The sequence below is a fragment of the Inquilinus sp. OTU3971 genome (genome assembly GCF_038440215.1).
The window spans coordinates 1-19,327 of record NZ_JASATH010000034.1; the positions used below are offsets into that span (position 1 = coordinate 1).

A 19,327-nucleotide genomic window follows, 5' to 3' on the forward strand; every position below is an offset into this window, starting at 1 on the left:
AAGGGCTCATACCAAGGGCTGTCAATATTGACCCGTCATGGCGAGCCCCGCAGGGGCGTGGCCATCCAGCGGTACCGGCCCCTGGATGGCCACGGCGCTTCGCGCCTCGCCATGACGGGGAAGGGACCGGAGAGCCAATCTCAAAGACCGCCGCTTCACTCCCCGCGCAGCACGGTGGTGGAGAGCGGCGGCAGGGAGATCATCAGCCGGTCGCGGCCGTCCGCCTCGCGGATCGCCACCGGGGGCCGCTCGGCGGCGATGCCGCCGCCGCCATAGATCCGCGCATCGGTGCTCAGGATCTCCCGCCACTGCCCGGCGCGCGGCACCCGGATGCCGTAGTCCGGCCGCGCCACCGGGGTGAAGTTGCACACGACCAGGATCGGCGGGTCGCCCTCCGCGCCCAGCCGCAGATAGGCGAAGACGCTGGCCTCGGCGTCGTCGGCCACGGTCCAGGCGAAGCCGGCGGGCTCGGCATCGCGCCGGTGCAGCGCCGGCTCGGCCCGGTAGATCCGGTTGAGGTCGCGGACCAGGCGCTGCATGCCGCGATGCAGCGGGTCGTCGAGCAGGTGCCAGTCCAGCTGGGCGTCGTGGTTCCACTCCCGCTCCTGGCCGAACTCTCCGCCCATGAACAGCAGCTTCTTGCCCGGCGAGCTCCACATGAAGCCGAAATAGGCGCGCAGATTGGCGAAGCGCTGCCAGGTGTCCCCCGGCATGCGGCCCAGCAGCGAGCCTTTGCCGTAGACCACCTCGTCATGCGACAGCGGCAGCATGAAGCGCTCGCTGAAGGCGTAGAGCAGGCCGAAGGTCATCGCGTTGTGGTGGTATTTGCGATGGATCGGGTCTTGCGCCATGTAGCCGAGCGTATCGTGCATCCAGCCCATGTTCCATTTGAAGGAGAAGCCGAGGCCGCCCTCCGACACCGGCGCGGTGACGCCCGGCCAGGCGGTCGATTCCTCGGCGATCACCACGGCCCCGGGGTGGCGCTCGGCCACCAGCGCGTTCAGCCGGCGCAGGAAGGCGATCGCCTCCAGGTTCTCGCGCCCGCCATGGGCGTTGGGGATCCATTCGCCCGGGTTGCGGCTGTAGTCGCGGTACAGCAGCGAGGCCACGGCATCCACCCGCAGCCCGTCGAGATGGTAGCGGTCCAGCCATTCCAGCGCGCTGGCCAGCAGGAAGGCGACCACCTCGGTGCGGCCGAGATTGTAGATCCAGGTGTTCCAGTCGCGGTGGAAGCCCTCGCGCTCATCCTCGTGCTCATAGAGGGCAGTGCCGTCGAAACGGTGCAGGCCGTGGGCGTCGCCGGGGAAATGCGCCGGCACCCAGTCCAGCAGCACGCCGACGCCGGCCCGGTGGCAGGAATCGACGAAGCGGGCGAAGGCCTCCGGCGGGCCGAAGCGGGCGGTTGGCGCGAACAGGCCGAGTGGCTGGTAGCCCCAGCTGCCGGTGAACGGGTGCTCGGTGATCGGCATCAGTTCGAGATGGGTGAAGCCCATGCCGGCGACATAGGGCACCAGCCGCTCCGCCAGCCCGTCCCAGCCGAGCGGCCGGCCGTCCTCGCCGTGCAGCCAGGAGCCGGCATGCAGCTCGTAGATCGAGACCGGGGCGGAGGCGGCCTGCCGCTCGGCCCGGCCCTGCATCCACTCCGCGTCGGTCCAGCGGAAGGGCAGCGGCAGCGGCACCACCGAGGCGGTGCGCGGCGGCTTCTCGGTCTCGCGCGCCAGCGGGTCGGCCCGCTGCGGCAGCGCATGGCCATGCCGGTCCACCAGTTCGAACTTGTAGAGATCGCCGTCGGCGACGCGGGGGATGAACATCTCCCACACCCCGCCGTGATGACGCAGCCGCATCGGGTGGCGCCGCCCGTCCCAGCTGTTGAACTCGCCGACCACCGAGGCGCGGCTGGCATTCGGTGCCCAGACGGCGAAGCGGGTGCCCTCGACCCCGTCGATCGTCACCACCCGGCTGCCCAGGCAGCGCCGCACCGCCTCCGGGTCTCCCGCGGCCAGGGCGTGTAGGTCCGCATCGCCCAGCAGCACGCCGAAGCCATAGGGATCCTCGGCCTCCTGCACCGCGCCGCCGGGCCAGGTGATGCGCAGCAGATAGGGCTCGTCCTCGTTCAGCACGCCGGCGAACACCCCGGCCGGGTGGACAGGCTTCAGCCTCGCCAGGCGGCGGCCGTCCGCTCGCGCCACCGCCTCGACCCTGTCGGCATTCGGCAGGCAGGCGCGGACCGCGATGCCGTCCCCGGTCGGATGGGGACCGAGCACCGCGAAGGGATCGCCATGGCGCCCCGCCGCGATCGCGTCGATGGCGGCGGGATCGAGGCCGGTCGGCAGCGCGATATCAGGCATGGGTCAGAACCTTCGCTTCGACGGCGAGCTGGTCGAGAAGGGCGGCCAGGCCGCGGATCGGCAGTCCGATCCAGCCGGGGCGGTTCGCCGCCTCGTAGCGGATCTCGTAGGCCGCCTTCTGCAGCGAGAACAGGGCGATCAGCGCCGCCTCCGCCTCCGGCGTCGCCCAGGGATGCGGCGCCGCTCGGGCGACCGCGCGATAAGCCTCCAGGAAGGCCTGGGAGGCTTCGGCCCGGTACCGCTGCAGCAGGGCGGAGCGCTGCTCCCGCATCGCCTCGGGGATGGAGTCGTGGGTGGCGTCGTCGGCCGTGGCGGCGGCGTAGTCGATCGAGCGCAGCAGGCCGGCGACGTCGCGCAGCGGGCTCGATTTGTGCCGGCGCTCGGCGATCGGCCGGGTCGGCTCGCCCTCGAAATCGATCAGATAGGCGTCGCCCTGCGCCACCAGCACCTGGCCGAGATGGAAGTCGCCATGGACCCGGCTCTGCAACGACCCCCGCCCGGCGCCGGCCAGGCCCTCGACCAGCCGGGCCAGCCCGTCCTGGCCGGCCAGCAGCCGCTTCGCCGCCGCCTCGGTCGCGCCATCCGGCCAGTCGGGCATCGCCGCGATCGTGGCGATGGCACCGTCGATCTCGACCCGCGCCTCCTCGATCCAGCCGCGGACCGTCTCGGCATCCACCGGTTCGGGTGCGAAGGCGGGGTCATCGGAAGGCTGGGCCAGCACGGTGTGGATCTCGGCCAGCCGCCGGCCGATCGCCGCGGCGAAGCCGGCCTCGTCGGCAAAACCGTCACCGTCGGCGGCGCCTTCGGTCAGCGTCATCTCGTCGACCGTTCGGCGCAGATTGTCCAGGCTCCAGCTCCAGCCATCGCCCTGGTTGCGAACGAAGCCCTGGACGATCGCCAGCGTCCGCGGCTCGCCATCGGCGCCGATCCGCACCACCTCGCCGAATAGCGGGGCGATGTTGGCGGCGCCGTGCTCGGTCAGGTACCGTCCCATCTCGGCTTCGGGGTGGATGCCGGGGCGGATCCGCCGGATCACCTTGAGCACCAGCTTGTCGCCGAGGACCAGCGAGCTGTTCGACTGCTCGGCGGCCAGCCACTGGATCTCGATATCAGGCTGCAGTTCGAATCCTTCCATCCGCGTCGTCGGCCGGAACCGGATCTCGCCATCGTCGGTGGGCAGGGTGCGATCGGTCCGCAGCCCGTCGATCAGGGCCAGCGGCAGGTCGCGCAGGGAGAAGGCGTCGGTCAGGAAGCCGACGCGGCGGCCGCGCCGCACCCGGGCGACGGCCAGCTGCTGCTGCAGCGCCGGCAGGCCATTATCCTCCCAGGCGATGCCGAGCGGCACCTGATAGCAATCGGTCGTGCCGCCGGCGGTCGCCTCCACCTGGGCCAGCATCAGATCGGTCCCGGGCAGCGGCGTCGCCTTGGCGATGCGGACCTCGTCGATGCGCCGGTCCTTGGCCGCGAACCAGCGGCGCTTCGGCAGATAGGCTGGCAGGCTCTCGCTCTCCAGGATCTGCCGCGACGCCGAGGACAGCACGTCGGCCAGCCCATCGCGCAGCACCAGGGTGACGAATTCCGGCATCTGCTCCGGCGGCTCCTGATGCCAGCGCGGAGCGGTGGCATCGGCGTGCAGGTGGAACCAGTAGAAGCCGTAGGGGGGCAGGGTCAGCAGATAGGTCAGCTGGCCGATCGGCGGGAACACGGTGTCGCCGGTCAGCTCGACCGGCGACCGGCCCTCGAAATCGGCGAGGTCGAGCTCGACCGCCTGCGGTGCGCGCGACAGGTTGGCGACGCACAGGATGGTCTCGTCTTCGAAGCTGCGCAGATAGGCCAGGATCTTGCGGTTGCCGGGATAGAGGAAGCGCAGCGTGCCGCGGCCGAAGGCGCGGTGCCGACGGCGCAGCGCCAGCATCCGGCGGGTCCAGTTCAGCAGCGAATGCGGGTCGCGGGCCTGGGATTCGACGTTCACCGCCGGAAAGCCGTAGAGCGCATCCATGATCGCCGGCAGCACCAGCTTCTCCGGATCGGCGCGGGAGAAGCCGCCGTTGCGGTCGGGCGACCATTGCATCGGCGTGCGCACCCCGTCGCGGTCGCCGAGATGGATGTTGTCGCCCATGCCGATCTCGTCGCCGTAGTAGAGGACGGGCGTCCCCGGCATCGACAGCAGCAGGCTGTCCATCAGCTCCATGCGCCGGCGGTCGCGTTCCAGCAGCGGCGACAGGCGGCGGCGGATGCCGAGATTGATCCGGGCGCGCCGGTCGGCGGCGTAGGTTTCCCACAGATAATCGCGCTCGCTGTCGGTCACCATCTCGAGCGTCAGCTCGTCATGGTTGCGCAGGAAGATCGCCCATTGGCAGGTCTCCGGGATTTCCGGCGTCTGGCGCAGGATGTCGGTGATCGGGAACCGGTCCTCACGCGCGATCGCCATGTACATCCGCGGCATCAGCGGGAAGTGGAACGCCATGTGGCATTCGTCGCCGCGGCCGAAATACTCCTGCGTGTCCTCCGGCCACTGATTGGCCTCGGCCAGCAGCATGCGGCCCGGGTAATGCGCGTCGAGATAGGCCCGGATCTGCTTCAGCACTGCGTGGGTCTCCGGCAGGTTCTCGTTCGAGGTGCCCTCGCGCTCGACCAGATAGGGGATGGCGTCGAGGCGCAGCCCGTCGACGCCGAGGTCGAGCCAGAACCGCATCACCCGCAGCACCGACGCCAGCACCCGCGGATTGTCGAAGTTCAAATCCGGCTGGTGCGAGTAGAAGCGGTGCCAGAAATAGGCTCCGGCCACCGGGTCCCAGGTCCAGTTCGACGTCTCGGTGTCGCAGAAGATCACCCTGGTGCCGGCATAGGCCTGGTCGGTGTCGGACCAGACGTAGAAGTTCCGGGCGGCGGAGCCGGGCTTGGCCCGCCGCGCCCGCTGGAACCAGGGGTGCTGGTCGGAGGTGTGGTTGATCACCACTTCGGTGATCACCCGCAGGCCGCGGCGGTGTGCCTCGGCGATGAAGCGGCGCGCATCGGCCAGGGTGCCGTAATCCGGATGCACCTCGGTGTAGGCGGCGATGTCGTAGCCGTCGTCGCGCCGCGGCGAGGGGTAGAAGGGCAGCAGCCACAGCGTGTCGACGCCCAGGCTGGCGATGTAGTCCAGCTTCGAGACCAGCCCCTTGAAGTCGCCGATCCCGTCGTCGTTGGCATCGAAGAACGACTTCACATGCAGCTGGTAGATGACCGCGTCCTTGTACCAGGTCGGGTCGTCGAAGCCGGGGGCGGGCGAACGCTTGAGCATGTCACACCTCCTGCGCCGGTCGGACGCGCCAGATCGCGAAGGGAAGGGCAGGGTCGAGGCGGATGTGCTGGATCTTGCCGTGCCAGGTGAACGCCTCGCCGGTCATCAGGTTCTCGGCCGCCAGGGCGCCGTGGTCCGGCAGGCCCCATTCCCACAGGGGGATCTCGATATCGGCCTCCTGCGGCCGGTGCGGGTCGAGATTGACCGCGATCAGCAGGACGTTGCCGCGGTCCGGCGTCGCCTTGCCGTAGTACAGGATGCTGTCGTTGAAGGCGTTGTAGAAGGTCAGGCCGAGATGGCTCTGCAGCGCCGGGTTGGCGTGGCGGATCCGGTTCAGCCGGGTGATCTCGGCGATGATGTTGCCGGGCCGGTCCCAGTCCCAGGCGCGCAGCTGGTACTTCTCGCTGTCGAGATACTCCTCCTTGCCCGGGACGGCCTGCGCCTCGCACAGCTCGAAGCCGTTGTACATGCCCCACAGCCCGGACAGCGTGGTCGCCAGCGCGGCGCGAATGAGAAATCCGGAGCGGCCGCTGGTCTGCAGGAACTGCGGGTTGATGTCCGGCGTGTTGACGAAGAAATGCGGCCGGAAGAAATCCTTCGGCGCCGTGGTGGTCAGCTCGGTCAGGTAGCTGGTCAGGTCCGCCTTGCTGTTGCGCCAGGTGAAGTAGGTGTAGGACTGCGAGAAGCCGATCTTGGCCAGCCGGTACATCACCTTCGGCCGGGTGAAGGCCTCGGCCAGGAACACGACACCCGGGTCGCGGCTGCGGATGTCGGCGATCAGCCACTCCCAGAACGGGAAGGGCTTGGTGTGCGGGTTGTCGACCCGGAACAGCCGCACGCCCTCGCCGACCCAGAAGGCGACGATGTCGCGCAGGGCCCGCCACAGCTCGGGCAGCGCCGCCTCGGCGTAGAACTCGACATTGACGATGTCCTCGTACTTCTTCGGCGGGTTCTCGGCGTAGCGGATGGTCCCGTCCGGCCGCCAGCCGAACCAGCCGGGATGCTCGCGCAGCCAGGGATGGTCGGGGGAGCATTGGATGGCGAAGTCCAGCGCCAGCTCCAGCCCGTGCTCCGCCGCCGCGTCGCGCAGCCGGCGGAAATCCTCGATGGTGCCGAGCTCGGGGTGGATCGCATCATGGCCGCCCTCGGCCGCGCCGATGGCATAGGGGCTGCCGGGATCGTCCGGCCCGGCGGTCAGGCTGTTGTTGCGGCCCTTGCGGTTCTTCCGGCCGATGGGGTGGATCGGCAGCAGGTACAGCACGTCGAAGCCCATGGCGCGGATCGCCGGCAGCCGCGGGATCACGTCGTCGAAGGTGCCGTGCCGGTTCGGGTCGCCGCTCTGCGACCGCGGGAACAGCTCGTACCAGCTGGCGAAGCCGGCGGCGCGGCGCTCGGCATCCACCGCCTGCGGCGGGTCCTGGCGGATGGCGAAGGGCCGCCGGTCGGCCCTGGCCATCAGCGCCGCCGTCTCCGGCGCCTGCAGCAGCGCCAACCGATCCGCGGGCACGGCACCGGCGAAGCCGGCCAGCAACGCGTCCAGCTCGGCCCGGATCCGGCCGCGGGCGGCGTCCTTGGCCCGTTCGACCAGCAGCCGGCCTTCCTCGATCTCGACGGTCAGGTCCAGCCCGGCCAGCTGCTTCTTGCGCAAATCGGACAGGTAGGTGCCGAACACGTCGCGCCAGGCCTCGACGGCGAACAGATAGCGCCCGACCCGCTCCAGCGGGAACTCACCGGCCCAGCGGTCGTTGCCGGCCGGCGCCATGCGCTGCTCGCGCCAAGCCCGCTCGTCCTCCGGCCGCCACAGCAGGGCGACGGCGGTGATCTCGTGCCCGTCGGTGATCACGTCGGCCTCGACCCGTAGGCTCTCGCCGGCCGTGCGCCTGACCGGGAAGCGGGGATGGCCGGGGGAGGGGGAGACAGCCTCGATCGCCACCCGCGGCGCGCGGACCGCCCGGCCCAGGTCCAGCTCGGCAACGCGCGACGGGGCGGCGGCGACCGGCGCGGCGCGCGGCGCCTCCAGCACCCGGGTCTCGCCGGCATCGAGCGTGACCGGGCCGTCCAGCCCGGCGGGCGAATCGCCCAGCTTGTCCGTGAACGGGCCGAATTCGCCGCCGACGCCGCGCAGCACCGGCGCCGGCTGCAGCGTGGCGGGGCGGTGCAGGTCGGTATTGGCCAGGATCAGCTCGGCCCGGTCCGGCGCTCCGCCGGCCTCGGTCCGCAGCAGGGCGACCACCGTGGCCTCCGGGCCGCTCAGGCTGCGCAGTGCGGCGGCCTTGCCGTCGGACCGGCCCAGGGCCGCGACCGTGGCCGCGATCTCCTCGCTCAGGTCGAATGGCGCCGTCTCGCGCGCCCAGCGCAGCTCGGCTTCGGCCGTGCCGATCGGGGTCTCGCGGGCGGCGAGCTCGAAGCCCATCGGCAGCAGCAGCCCGTCGCCCGCGGCGGCGGCCAGCCGCAGCGATCGCCGGTAGGCGCGGCGCAGCAGCGCCGGGTGCCGGACGATGGCGGCCAGGCGCGGGCCGGCGGCCGGCTCGGGATAAGTGATGACCGGCAGCACTGGTGCCGCCAGGTCGGGCGGCGACCGGCGCCAGGTGTCGATCAGCCCGCCGGCGGAGAGTGTGGCGTCGAAGCCGTTGTCCCGCAGCAGGGCCTGATCCACGGCAGGATCGGCCCAGGCGCCGAACCAGATCTCGGCGGCCTCCTGGCGGGTCCCGGCGATGACGCCCGCCCATTGCCGAGCCTCGGCCGCGTCGGAGACGCCGCAGACGAATCCGCCGATGCCCGCCTTCACCAGGGCCGCCAGCGCGCGCGCCAGCCCGGCATCCTTGCGCAGCACGACATCGCCCCGCTCCGGCACCCGGCGCGGGTCCGGCGGCTCATCGTCCGGGGTCGTGTGTCCGCCTCTCGCGGCCGCGGGCAGGATCCGGCCGGCGAGGTCGAGGACGACGCCCAGCCCATGGCCGCGGCAGGCCGCGACGACGGCATCCAGCCCGGCCGATCCCCAGGACTCCGGCGACGCCGTGATCATGACGTGGCCGAACCCCATCCGCGCGACATGCGGAAGAATGGCGCTCAGGAAGCTGGACGGGATCGCCTCGGGCCCGGTCGGGACGGCGTAGAGGTGGCGCGGCTGGCGTCGCGGTCCGGGCGGGCTGTCGTGGATTTGCCGACGCGACCGAAGTGCCTGTGCGGGCATTGCCCACCCTCCCGACAGTGGCTTCTGTCGTGGTGAACGGGAGTCGCGTCGTAGGGGTTCCTGTCTTTCCGGGACCGCCGCGCCTGCCATGGCGGAGTGGCTGGTTAACGGTGACGGAAAACAGCGAGTCGCTCTTGCGGGCTGTGATTCTATTTTTAATTGTCATGCCCGGGCTCGACCCGGGCATCCAGGAGATATCGAGGCCATGCTGGCCCCTGGATCGCCGGGTCAAGCCCGGCGATGACAAGAAATGAATGGCCGGGCCACCGCCGCGGCGGTCAGCGGGCCCGGTACTGCGCGTCGGTGACGTGCTCCAGCCAGTCGACGCTCTTGCCGTCGAGCGACTCCGAGACGGCGACATGGGTCATGGCCGTGGTCGCCGTGGCGCCGTGCCAGTGCTTCTCGCCGGGCGGGATCCAGACCACATCGCCGGCGCGGATCTCCTCGACCGGGCCGCCCTCGCGCTGCCCCCAGCCCTGGCCGGCGGTGACGATCAGCGTCTGGCCCAGCGGATGGGTGTGCCAGGCGGTGCGGGCGCCGGGCTCGAAGCTGACGATCGCGCCGCCGACCCGTGCCGGATCGGTGCGCTGGAACCGGGAGGCGATCCGCACCGTGCCGGTGAAATACTCCGCCGGGCCGGGCTGGGCGGGGGTCGAATCGTGGCGAACGATGTCCAATGTCGTGCTCCCTTGCGTCTCGGGACCCTCGCCCGGCGGCAGCCCGCGCGCCTCGAACACCGATTTGGCGACCGGGATCGCGGACATCGCCCTGGGCCAGCCGGCATAGAAGGCGAGATGGGTGATGACCTCAGACAACTGCGCCCGGGTCAAGCCGTTGTCCATCCCCCGGTTCATATGGAAGGTCAGCTGCTCGGCCTGGCCGGCCGCGATCAGGGCGGCGATCGTCGCCAGGCTGCGGTCCCGCGGCGTCAGGTCGTCGCGCCGCCACAGGTCGCCGAACAACACGCCGTTGGTGTAGCCGGCGAGGGCCGGGGCGACGGTGCCGGCCATGGCCTCGACGGCGGCGGCGCGCCGCGCTTCCGCGGCCTCGTCGATCGGCAGCGGCTCGTCCGAAGGCGGTGTAAGCTGGTCGGGCCCGATGCCGCGCTTTTCGAACACCTCCTTGGCGACGCCGACCGCCGACATCGCGTTCGGCCAGCCGGAATAGAACGCCAGATGGGTGATGATCCCGGTGATCTCGCGCCGCGTCACGCCGTTGGTCAGCGCCCGGTTGAAATGGCCCGTCATCTGGCGGGTGTGGCCGCCGGCGACCAGCGCCGCGACGGTGACGATGCTGCGGTCGCGGGGGGCGAGATCGGGCCGCGCCCAGAGATCCGCGAACAGGATCTCGTCGGTGTAGTCGGCCAGAGCCGGGGCGACGGCCCGGACATCGGCCGGGGCCACACGCGGGGCCGGTTTCCGCTGCTCCGCCTGGGCCGAGGCGGCCAGGGACAGCATGGCGAGCGTGGCGGCGAACAGCTTCATCGGTCACCCCTCTTCAGACGTTCGGTCGTCCCGGAGATGGGCGGGACGGCGCTTGGTGATTAGGGGCCGGAAGCTGCAAGGTGCTATCGATCGGGCTCATCAATGCGGGCGTGGCTGGCCCCGATAGCGCAACGTGTCGATCAGCAGGGACAGAGCCGGGGAGCATTGCCGGCGGCTCGTGTAGTACAGGTGATAGCCGGGGAAGGGCGCGCACCAGTCCTCCAGCACATGGATCAGCCGCCCCGCCGCGATGTGGTCCCGCACCTGGTCCTCGGGCAGATAGGCCAAGCCGAGCCCGTCCAGCACGGCGTTCAGCCGCAGGGTGCCGGTATTGAACACCAGTTGTCCTTCGACCCGCACCTTCAACTCGCGCCCGTCGCGCTCGAACTCCCAGGCGTACAGCCCGCCATAGGTGGGAAGGCGCATATTGATGCAGTTGTGGGCCGTCAGGTCCTGTGGCGTGCGTGGCGGCGGCCGCCGCGCGAAATAGGCCGGCGACCCGACCACCGCCATGCGCATGTCCGGGCCGATGCGCACCGCGATCATGTCCTTCGCCACCTGCTCGCCGAGGCGGACGCCGGCGTCGTAGCGCTCGGCGACGATATCGGTCAGTCCGTAATCGACGATGATCTCGACCCGGACGTCCGGATAGTCCGGCAGCAGCTTCGCCACCGCCGGCCACAGGATCGTATCGGCCGAATGCTCGCCCGCGGTAATGCGCACGGTGCCGGCCGGCTTGTCGCGCAGCGCGCTCAGCGCCGCCAGCTCGGCCTCGATCTCCTCGAAGCGCGGGCCGAGGGCCTGGATCAGGCGCTCCCCCGCCTCGGTCGGGGCGACGCTGCGCGTGGTGCGGGTCAGCAGCCGCAGGCCGAGACGCTCCTCCAGCCCGCGGATGGTGTGGCTCAGCGCCGACTGCGACACGCCCAGCTGCGCCGCGGCCCGGGTGAAGCTGCGCTCGCGCGCGACCGCCAGGAAGGCGAGGAGGTCATTGAGGTTCTCGCGCGGCATTCATGAGCTCCCTTCATAGGTTCATGCCAATTCTACCATCTAATCGCATACCGCTGCGCTTCCCAGATTCCCAACGAACGCAGCGGGATTGACGGGATGAGCCTATGATATCGAAGCCTTGGATCTTGTTCGCCGCCCTCCTGTCCGTGTCCATCGGCGTCGTTCCGTCGCTGAGCGCCATGGCTCTCGCAGACGAGAAGCCCGTGCCCCTTGTCATTCAGGAGCAAGGCAGCTTCGCCGTCGGCGGAACCACGATCAGCGCTCCGGGCACCTATGATCCCTATAAGCCCTCGCCTGCCGGGCAGACGTTTCACGGCGATCATGCCTATGTGTTCTATCAAGTCCCGGTCGGCGCGCGGCCGCTCCCTCTCGTGCTCTGGCACGGCGCCGGCCAGTTCTCGAAGACCTGGGAGACCACGCCGGATGGTCGCGAGGGTTACCAGACTATCTTTTTGCGCCGCGGCTTCGGCGTCTATGTGATCGATCAGCCCCGGCGCGGCGATGCGGGGCGCAGCACCCAGCCGGTCACGATCGCGCCCACGCCCGACGAGCAGAGATGGTTCGACATCTTTCGCGTCGGCATGTGGCCGAACCTCTTTCCCGGCGTCCAATTTCCACGCGATCCGGAGTCGCTGAATCAGTATTTGCGCCAGATGACGCCGAACACGGGTCCGTTCGACGTCGAGGTGGTCTCGGACGCGACCGCGGCCCTGTTCGACAGGATCGGACCCGGGGTTCTCGTCACCCACTCGCAGGCCGGCGGACCGGGCTGGCGCACCGCGATCAAAAGCAGGAACGTGCGTGCGATCGTGGCTTACGAACCGGGCAGCGGCTTCGTCTTCCCGGACGGCGAAGCGCCTTCGCCGATGCAGAGCGCCAACGGTCCGCTGCAGGCGGAGAGCATCTCGCTGTCGGAGTTCCAGCGGCTGACGGAGATCCCGATCATCGTCTTCTACGGCGACAACATCCCCGACAAGCCTGTGGCCGAGCCGGGGCAGGACCAGTGGCGCGTGCGTCTGGAGATGGCGCGGCTCTGGCGGGATGCCGTCAATCGCCACGGCGGTGACGTGACCGTGGTGCACCTGCCCGAGATCGGCATTCGCGGCAACACGCATTTCCCGTTCTCGGACCTGAACAATCTCGAAATCGCAGACCAGATGTCGAAGTTCCTCGAACAGAAGGACCTGGACTGATCTGCCTCTCGAAGCACTGGAGAGAGAGACCGATGACAGAAGGCATCGCAGGCAAGGTGGTCGTCATCACCGGGGCCAGCAGCGGGTTGGGGGAAGCCACGGCCCGCCGCTTGGCCCGTGATGGCGCCAAGCTGGTGCTGGGCGCGCGGCGCCTGGAGCGGCTGCAGGCGCTCGCGGACGAGCTTTCGCTGGGCCGCGACGCCGCCGTGCAGACCGACGTCACCAAGTTCGAGCAGGTCCAGCATCTCGTGGACCGGGCGGTGCAACTGCATGGGCGGATCGACGTGATCGTCAACAACGCCGGGCTGATGCCGCACTCGCCGCTGGAGCGCGGCAAGGTGCAGGACTGGGAGCGCATGATCGATGTGAACCTCAAGGGGGTGCTCTACGGCATCGCTGCCGCACTGCCGCACATGAAGGCGCAGCGCAGCGGCCACATCATCAACGTCTCGTCGGTCGCCGGCCATAAGGTGCGCCCCGGCAGCGCCGTCTACGCCGCGACCAAGACCGCGGTGCGGGTGATCTCCGAGGGGCTGCGGCAGGAGGTCAAGCCCTACGACATCCGGACCACCGTGATCTCGCCGGGCGCGGTCCAAAGCGAGCTGCCCGGCAGCATCACCGAACCGGACGTCGCCGAGGGCATTCGCTCGTTCTACGAGAGCACCGCCATCCCCGCCGACTCCTTCGCCAACATGGTGGCCTTCGCCATGAGCCAGCCGGACGACGTCGACATCAACGAGATCCTGTTCCGGCCGACCCGGCAGGAGATCTGACCGGTCGCAGGCCGATCCAATGGAGAAAGACATGCAGAAGCGCAAACTGGGCCGCGGCGGCCTCGAAGTGTCGGCCCTCGGCCTCGGCTGCATGGGGCTCAGCTTCGGCTACGGCCCGGCGGTCGAGACGGCGGCGGGGATCGCGCTGATCCGCAAGGCCGTCGACCTCGGCGTCACCTTCTTCGACACCGCTGAGGCCTACGGCCCCTTCGCCAATGAGGAGCTGGTCGGCGAGGCGCTCGCCCCGGTGCGGCACCAGGTGGTGATCGCCACCAAATTCGGCTTCAAGGACGGCAGCGCTCCGGCCGGCCCGGACAGCCGGCCGGAACGCATCCGGCAGGTCGCGGAGGCTTCGCTCAAGCGGCTGAAGACCGACGTCATCGACCTGTTCTACCAGCACCGCGTCGACCCCAACGTGCCCATCGAGGACGTCGCCGGCGCGGTCAAGGATCTGATCCGGGAGGGCAAGGTCCGGCATTTCGGCCTGTCCGAGGCCGGCGCCCAGACCATCCGGCGGGCCCATGCGGTGCAGCCGGTCGCGGCGCTGCAGAGCGAATACTCGCTGTGGTGGCGCGAGCCGGAGGCGGAGGTGCTGCCGGCCCTCGAGGAGCTCGGCATCGGCCTGGTCCCGTTCAGCCCGCTGGGCAAGGGCTTCCTCACCGGCGCGATCAGCGACAGCACGACCTTCGACAGCGGCGACTTCCGCAACATCGTGCCGCGCTTCTCGGCCGAGGCGCGCAAGGCGAACCAGGTCCTGGTCGACCTGCTCGGCGCCATCGCCGCCCGCAAGCGGGTGACCTCGGCCCAGATCGCTCTCGCCTGGCTGCTGGCGCAGAAGCCCTGGATCGTGCCGATCCCCGGTACCACCAAACCGCACCGGCTGGAGGAGAATGCCGGCGCCGCGGCGGTCGAGCTGACTGCCGACGAGCTGCGCGACATCGACGACGCCCTCTCCGGCATCGCAGTGCAGGGCGCCCGCTACCCGGAGCATCTGCAACGGCTGGTCGGCCGCTGAGTGGCGTCTACCGCATCCCCTGGGCGATGCGGTCGGCGAGCTCGCCCAGCGCGTCGCTCATCGCCCGGACCTCGGCGGCGATGCTGTCGTCGGCCGGGCGGCGGGTGATACGGGCGGTCTCGGTCTTGGCCCGGCCACCGGATTTGCGCCGCAGCCGCCACTGCGCCTCCAGCACCACGGTGCCGTCGGAATCCGGGTCGAAGCGGCCGACCGCCAGCTCCACCGTCTGGGCCTCGTCGCCGGACAGGGTGCGGCTGGTGGTGACGACCGACCCGCTCGGCAGCCGCGCCGTCAGGTCGTCAGCCAGCACCCGTTGCACCATGTTGGCTAGCGGCTCGCCCCAGCGTTCGAACTCGTCGACGCCGAGCTGGACCGCGCCCGAGCGGCGGACGATCTGCGGCCGGTCGAGATATTTCGGGATATCGACCAGCGCGACCGAGGCCGTCACCGGCCGGCCCCCGACCGAGGCACCCGGCACCGTCACCAGGGTGTAGACCTTGGGCGGCGTCGAGGAACAGGCGGCAAGCGCCGTCCCGGCCAGCAGGGCGGTGAGGGCGGCGCGGCGGGACAGGATCATCAGTTGAACCCTTCGGTCTTGCCCCGGATCAGCGCCTCGGGGTGCTGCTCGAGATAGTCGGTCAGGACGCGGACCGAGCGCAGCGTGTCGTCGACCTGGCTCATCAGCCGGGTCAGGTCGCGCTTGAAGGTCGAATCCGCGCCATAGCCCTGGTTCATCGAGCCCAGCGTGCCGCTCAGCCGCTGCACCGCCTGCTGCGCCGTGGTGAGCAGCGGCGGCAGCTTTTGCATCACCGGGCCGAGATCGGTGTTGGCCTGGCCCAGCAGCTGCTGGGTCGAGGACAGGGCGCCGGAGAGCGAGCGCAGCGACTCCGTGATCTCCGGCGCGGCCGCGAGGGTCTCGAAGGATTTCAGCGTGGCGTTAGCCTGTTCGATCAGCTGGTCGAGCGGCAGCGCCGAGACTTTGTCCAGGATGCCGTTGATCGAGCGCATGGCGCTGTCGAGCTGTCCCGGCACGCTCGGGATCACCGGATAGCGGTCGCCCGCGCCCAGCTCCGCCGGCGGCGCGTCGGGATCCATCTCGAAGGTCACCACCATCGCGCCGGTCAGCAGGTTGCCGGTCTTCAGCTGCGCCCGCAGCCCGCGCCGGACCAGCCCCGCCACATTGGCGCCGGTGGCGAAGCTCCGGTCGGTGCCGACCAGCTCGATCCGCTGCGGCTCCACCTCGATCGTGACCGGGATCCGGGCCACGCCCGCGGCGGCATCGTATTGCAGCCGGACATCGGTGACCTGGCCGATCTTGATGCCCTGCCATTCGACCGGGGCGCCCGGCGCCAAGCCGCCGACCGAGCCGTCGAAATAGACCAGATAGGGCAGGCGGATCGTGTATTCCGACTCCTGCATGCTGGTCTGGTCCTTGTAGAGGGCGAAGCTGGTGCCGGCCTTTGCCGGTTCTCCGGTCCGGGCGGTGCTCGGGGTGTCGAAGGCGATGCCGCCGGCCAGCACCGCCTGCAGCGATTCGATCTGCAGCCGGAAGCCCTGCGGCCCGGTGGTCAGCGAGATGCCGGCGGCATTCCAGAACCGGGTGCCGGAATAGACCTGCTTGTCATAAGGAGCACGGATGAAGGCGTGGATCTTCACCCCGGCCTCGAGATTCGAGGAGTCGAAGCCCATCACCTGGCCGACCTGGACGTCGCGGAAATAGATCGGCGAGCCGGCGCCGATCGACCCGATCCGGTCGGCGGTGAGCATGAACTCGGTGCCGGGCATGTCGGCCCGCACCACCGGCGGGTCTTCGAGACCGGTGAACTGGTGTTCGCCGGCGCCCTGGCCGGGGTCGAGCTCGATATAGGCGCCGGAGACGATGGTGGAGAAGCCGGTCAGGCCGCCCGAGGCCGACAGCCGCGGCCGCACCACCCAGAACCGGGTGCCCTGGCGCAGATGCGGCGCCGCCTCCTTGGTCATCTCGGCGGTGACCTCGACATGGCTCAGATCCTCGGTCAAAGCGAGGCTCTTGACCGTGCCGAACACCACCTCCTTGTGCTTGATCAGGGTCTTGCCGGCCTCCAGCCCGTCCGCGGTCTGGAAGCTGATGGTGATGGTCGGCCCTTTCTCGGACAGGGTGATCCAGGCGAGGTAGACGCCGACCAGCGCCGCCACGATCGGCACCAGCCAGATCGGCGACAGGCGGCGCTTGCGGTCGATGCGCGGCGCGGCCGGCGCCGGATGATCGGTCTCAGTCACGGTTTTCCCCCGCCGCGTCCCACATCAGGCGCGGATCGAATGACATCGCCGCGATCATGGTGATGATCACCACGGCGGCAAAGCACACGGCCCCGACTCCCGGCTCGATCGTCGCCAGCTCGCCGAGCTGAACCAGCGCGACCAGGATCGAGATCATGAAGATGTCGATCATCGACCAGCGGCCGACCGCCTCGACGATGCGGTAGATCACGGTGCGGTTGCGCAGCTGCCCCGTCTTGCCGCGCTGGGTCGTGACCAGCAGATAGATCAGCCCGGCCAGCTTCAGCACCGGCACGGTGATCGAGGCGAAGAACACCAGCGCCGCCAGTGGCCACATGCCGGAATCGGCCAGCTCGATCACGCCGCTCATGATGGTGTCCGGTGCGCCGCTGCCCAGTGAGATCACCGTCATCACCGGCAGCAGGTTGGCGGGGATGTAGAGGATGATCGCGGTCACCACCAGCGCCCAGGTCCGGGTCAGGCTCTCCGGCCGGCGGCGGTGCAGCGCGGCGCCGCAGCGCGGGCAGTCGCCATGGCTGCCGGGCGGCAGGTTGGAGACCAGGCCGCAGCCATGGCACAGGGCGGTGGGCCGGCGCGGATCGGCCGGCGGCGGCGTCGGCACCAGGCCGCGGCGCTCGAACGCCCGCCACACCGTCTCGGTGTCGAGGGCCGTGCCGGCGGCGATGATCGCCAGCATCAGCCCGCCGACCGAATACAGGCCGGGCCCGACCACGATGGTGGCGAGGTCGATCAGCTTCACATAGGCGACGAAGACGCCGAGCATGTAGACCTCGATCATCGCCCAGGGGCCCAGCAGGTCGGCCCAGCGGTATAGCCGCGGCAGCCAGCGCGGCGGGCGCCTGAGGCGCAGGCCGCCCAGCACCAGGAACAGCGTGCCCAGCCGCAGGCCGGGGGCGACGAACATGGTCAGCGCCACCACCCCCGCCAGCTCCCACAGCCCCTGCTGGTAGAGGGAAAAGACCCCGGTGACCAGGCTGGCGGTCTGCGTCCGGCCGGAGATCTGCAGCGAGATGAAGGGCAGGAAGTTCGCCATCAGGAACAGCACCAACCCGGCGCAGGCATAGGCGAAGGCGTGGTCGAGCGAGGTGGAGCGGAACTTGTGAATCGTGGCGCCGCAGCGCACGCAGCGGGCGGCGGTGCCGTCCGGCAGCACCGGCACGGCATGGCCCAGGCCGCATTCATGACATTCCATCAGGCGCGAAGCGCCCGGATCATGAGCCGGCCCGAGGGCCGGCACGGGACCGGATCGGCCTGCGGCGTTCAACTCAGATCCACTCGGCGCCAGGCATCCGCCCCGGAAGCATCCCCTGACTTACCATGCCCGTTCATTCCTCCAATGTCATCAAAGCCTTGGCAAGGGACGCTGTGACGAGGACTGGAATTCTACCAGAATGAATTCGATGCGGTTCCGGAATAATTCCAGTGTCATAATATTATATGGGCGGGGTCCGGCAGCCAGCGTCTTAAAGTCATTGAACATTCTGTATTTTCTGCCCAGAATACCGGCAGATCGCAAGAAGTTTTCGGGCCATCAAGCTGCGAACGGCGTCGCGCCGAGAATTCAGAAAATGATATAACAAGAGGGGGAAAGATATGGCACTCGGTTTCTTCAGAGCTCACCGCTCCCGGATCGTTCTCGCCGCCGCGCTCCTGGCGCTGGCAGCGTGCTCGAACCAGGGCGGCAGCAGCGGCACCACCACCGAGACAGTCAAGAACCAGACTCCGGCCGGCACGGTCGAGATGAGCCAGGTCCAGGCTGCCTTCATCGGCAGCGGCAACACCGGCGACGGCACCCTGCGGTTCCGCGGCAGGTCCTATCCATTCACGGTGTCGGGGCTGGGCATCGGCGGCATCGGCGTGTCGACGCTCGAGGCCACCGGCGAGGTCTACGACCTGGCCAAGGCCGACGATTTCGAAGGCGCCTACGTCCAGGGCCGCTACGGCTTCGCCATCGGCGAGGAGAGCGGCGGCGCCCTGTGGCTGAAGAACGACAAGGGCGTGGTGATGCGCCTCAAGACCAAGCGCACCGGCCTGATGCTCAGCCTCGGCGGCGACGCCGTCGTGATCACCCTGAAGCGATAGGCTTCCGGAAGAGAAAGCCGTCATTGCGGCCGCGGCCTCGAGCCGGGGTCGCAATGACGATGTCGGTCAGATTTCTTCGGTCTCGGCGATGTCGGCCAGGCGGTCGCGGTCCTGCAGCACCAGGGTGCTGCCCTCGCGGCCCAGGATACCTTCGCCGATCCAGCGGCCGATCTGGACATTGACCTTCGACCGGCTGGCCCCGATCAGGAGGCCGAGGTCGCGCTGCGACAGGGTCCGCGGCAGGCGCACCGCATGGCCCGGCGGCGTGCGCCCGGCCTCGGTCTCGCCCAGCGTCAGCAGCAGCCGGGCCAGGCGCGCCGGCAGGTTCAGCAGCGCCACGCCCTCGAGCTGGTCGCTGGTCCGGCGCAGCCGGGTGGTCAGCAGCTGCATCATCTGCAGGCAGGCCTCGGGCGACTGCTTCAGCATGCGCCGCAGGTCGCGCCCGTCGATGATCCGCAGCCGGCATTCGCCCAGCGCCACCGCATCGGCGCTGCGTCCGCGGCCGTCCAGCGCCGAGACCTCGCCGAACATCTCGCCGGCGCCGAGGATGCCGAGCAGAATCTCCCGCCCCTGGCGCGAGATCAGGCGCAGCGCCACGCGGCCGGACAGGACGACCATGATGCTGTCGCCCGGATCGCCGCGCAGGAAGATGGTGTCGCCGTCGTCGG

Annotated in this window: 13 protein-coding genes; 4 read left to right on the top strand and 9 right to left on the bottom strand. The window is 69.7% G+C overall.

The window, feature by feature from the left end; translation table 11 throughout:
* Positions 1–155: 155 nt before the first annotated feature.
* The 5 genes from glgB to AAHM41_RS11345 all read right to left on the bottom strand — a co-directional run bounded on the left by glgB (position 156) and on the right by AAHM41_RS11345 (position 11,316).
* Positions 156–2,348, bottom strand: coding sequence for a 1,4-alpha-glucan branching protein GlgB (gene glgB, locus AAHM41_RS11320; protein ID WP_342236639.1), 2,193 nt, complete (start codon positions 2,346–2,348; stop codon positions 156–158).
* The gene (gene treS, locus AAHM41_RS11325) at positions 2,341–5,631 is read right to left on the bottom strand and encodes a maltose alpha-D-glucosyltransferase (protein WP_342236640.1); all 3,291 of its coding nucleotides are present in this window, start codon (positions 5,629–5,631) and stop codon (positions 2,341–2,343) included. Before treS ends, glgB begins: the two co-directional genes overlap by 8 nt.
* 1 nt (position 5,632) lies before the next feature.
* A complete protein-coding gene (locus AAHM41_RS11330) occupies positions 5,633–8,824 on the bottom strand; it encodes an alpha-1,4-glucan--maltose-1-phosphate maltosyltransferase (protein WP_342236641.1) in 3,192 nt (1,063 codons plus the stop codon).
* Positions 8,825–9,102: 278 nt separating this feature from the next.
* The gene (locus AAHM41_RS40600) at positions 9,103–10,308 is read right to left on the bottom strand and encodes a (R)-mandelonitrile lyase (RefSeq protein ID WP_446719442.1); all 1,206 of its coding nucleotides are present in this window, start codon (positions 10,306–10,308) and stop codon (positions 9,103–9,105) included.
* 99 nt (positions 10,309–10,407) lie between these two features.
* Positions 10,408–11,316, bottom strand: a complete 909-nt coding sequence (locus tag AAHM41_RS11345; RefSeq protein WP_342236642.1) for a LysR family transcriptional regulator — start codon at positions 11,314–11,316, stop codon at positions 10,408–10,410.
* A gap of 125 nt (positions 11,317–11,441) precedes the next feature.
* On the opposite strand from AAHM41_RS11345, the gene AAHM41_RS11350 reads away from it, so the two are divergent.
* The 3 genes from AAHM41_RS11350 to AAHM41_RS11360 are packed head-to-tail and all read left to right on the top strand — an operon-like array spanning position 11,442 to position 14,297.
* Positions 11,442–12,509 carry an alpha/beta hydrolase gene (locus AAHM41_RS11350; protein ID WP_342236643.1) on the top strand — a complete coding sequence of 356 codons (1,068 nt, stop codon included), beginning with the start codon at positions 11,442–11,444 and terminating at the stop codon, positions 12,507–12,509.
* A 32-nt stretch (positions 12,510–12,541) separates the two neighbouring features.
* Positions 12,542–13,282, top strand: a complete 741-nt coding sequence (locus tag AAHM41_RS11355) for an SDR family oxidoreductase (protein WP_342236644.1) — start codon at positions 12,542–12,544, stop codon at positions 13,280–13,282.
* 31 nt (positions 13,283–13,313) lie between these two features.
* Positions 13,314–14,297, top strand: a complete 984-nt coding sequence (locus tag AAHM41_RS11360; protein ID WP_342236645.1) for an aldo/keto reductase — start codon at positions 13,314–13,316, stop codon at positions 14,295–14,297.
* Positions 14,298–14,304: 7 nt separating this feature from the next.
* On the opposite strand, the gene AAHM41_RS11365 is transcribed toward AAHM41_RS11360, so the two are convergent.
* The 3 genes from AAHM41_RS11365 to AAHM41_RS11375 are packed head-to-tail and all read right to left on the bottom strand — an operon-like array spanning position 14,305 to position 17,769.
* Positions 14,305–14,874: a PqiC family protein gene (locus tag AAHM41_RS11365; RefSeq protein WP_342236646.1), complete on the bottom strand. Its 570-nt coding sequence runs from the start codon at positions 14,872–14,874 to the stop codon at positions 14,305–14,307.
* The gene (locus AAHM41_RS11370; protein WP_342236647.1) at positions 14,874–16,556 is read right to left on the bottom strand and encodes a PqiB family protein; all 1,683 of its coding nucleotides are present in this window, start codon (positions 16,554–16,556) and stop codon (positions 14,874–14,876) included. The genes AAHM41_RS11365 and AAHM41_RS11370 overlap by 1 nt, the downstream gene beginning before the upstream one ends.
* On the bottom strand, positions 16,549–17,769 hold the full coding sequence (locus tag AAHM41_RS11375) for a paraquat-inducible protein A (protein ID WP_342236648.1): 1,221 nt from the start codon (positions 17,767–17,769) through the stop codon (positions 16,549–16,551). Before AAHM41_RS11375 ends, AAHM41_RS11370 begins: the two co-directional genes overlap by 8 nt.
* Before the next feature lie 401 nt (positions 17,770–18,170).
* On the opposite strand from AAHM41_RS11375, the gene AAHM41_RS11380 reads away from it, so the two are divergent.
* Entirely contained in the window at positions 18,171–18,659 is a 489-nt protein-coding gene (locus tag AAHM41_RS11380) for a hypothetical protein (protein WP_342236649.1), read from the top strand.
* Between the two features lie 66 nt (positions 18,660–18,725).
* On the opposite strand, the gene AAHM41_RS11385 is transcribed toward AAHM41_RS11380, so the two are convergent.
* Positions 18,726–19,310, bottom strand: coding sequence for a Crp/Fnr family transcriptional regulator (locus AAHM41_RS11385; protein WP_342236671.1), 585 nt, complete (start codon positions 19,308–19,310; stop codon positions 18,726–18,728).
* Positions 19,311–19,327: the final 17 nt, after the last annotated feature.

What these genes read in the sequence shown, in the direction of transcription:
- AAHM41_RS11360 (WP_342236645.1), top strand. Translation starts at nt 13,314, where the DNA reads ATGCAGAAGCGCAAACTGGGCCGCGGCGGCCTCGAAGTGTCGGCCCTC.
- AAHM41_RS11375 (WP_342236648.1), bottom strand. Translation starts at nt 17,769, where the DNA reads ATGGAATGTCATGAATGCGGCCTGGGCCATGCCGTGCCGGTGCTGCCG.
- treS (WP_342236640.1), bottom strand. Translation starts at nt 5,631, where the DNA reads ATGCTCAAGCGTTCGCCCGCCCCCGGCTTCGACGACCCGACCTGGTAC.
- AAHM41_RS11330 (WP_342236641.1), bottom strand. Translation starts at nt 8,824, where the DNA reads ATGCCCGCACAGGCACTTCGGTCGCGTCGGCAAATCCACGACAGCCCG.
- glgB (WP_342236639.1), bottom strand. Translation starts at nt 2,348, where the DNA reads ATGCCTGATATCGCGCTGCCGACCGGCCTCGATCCCGCCGCCATCGAC.
- AAHM41_RS11380 (WP_342236649.1), top strand. Translation starts at nt 18,171, where the DNA reads ATGGCACTCGGTTTCTTCAGAGCTCACCGCTCCCGGATCGTTCTCGCC.
- AAHM41_RS11355 (WP_342236644.1), top strand. Translation starts at nt 12,542, where the DNA reads ATGACAGAAGGCATCGCAGGCAAGGTGGTCGTCATCACCGGGGCCAGC.
- AAHM41_RS11345 (WP_342236642.1), bottom strand. Translation starts at nt 11,316, where the DNA reads ATGCCGCGCGAGAACCTCAATGACCTCCTCGCCTTCCTGGCGGTCGCG.
- AAHM41_RS40600 (WP_446719442.1), bottom strand. Translation starts at nt 10,308, where the DNA reads ATGAAGCTGTTCGCCGCCACGCTCGCCATGCTGTCCCTGGCCGCCTCG.
- AAHM41_RS11365 (WP_342236646.1), bottom strand. Translation starts at nt 14,874, where the DNA reads ATGATCCTGTCCCGCCGCGCCGCCCTCACCGCCCTGCTGGCCGGGACG.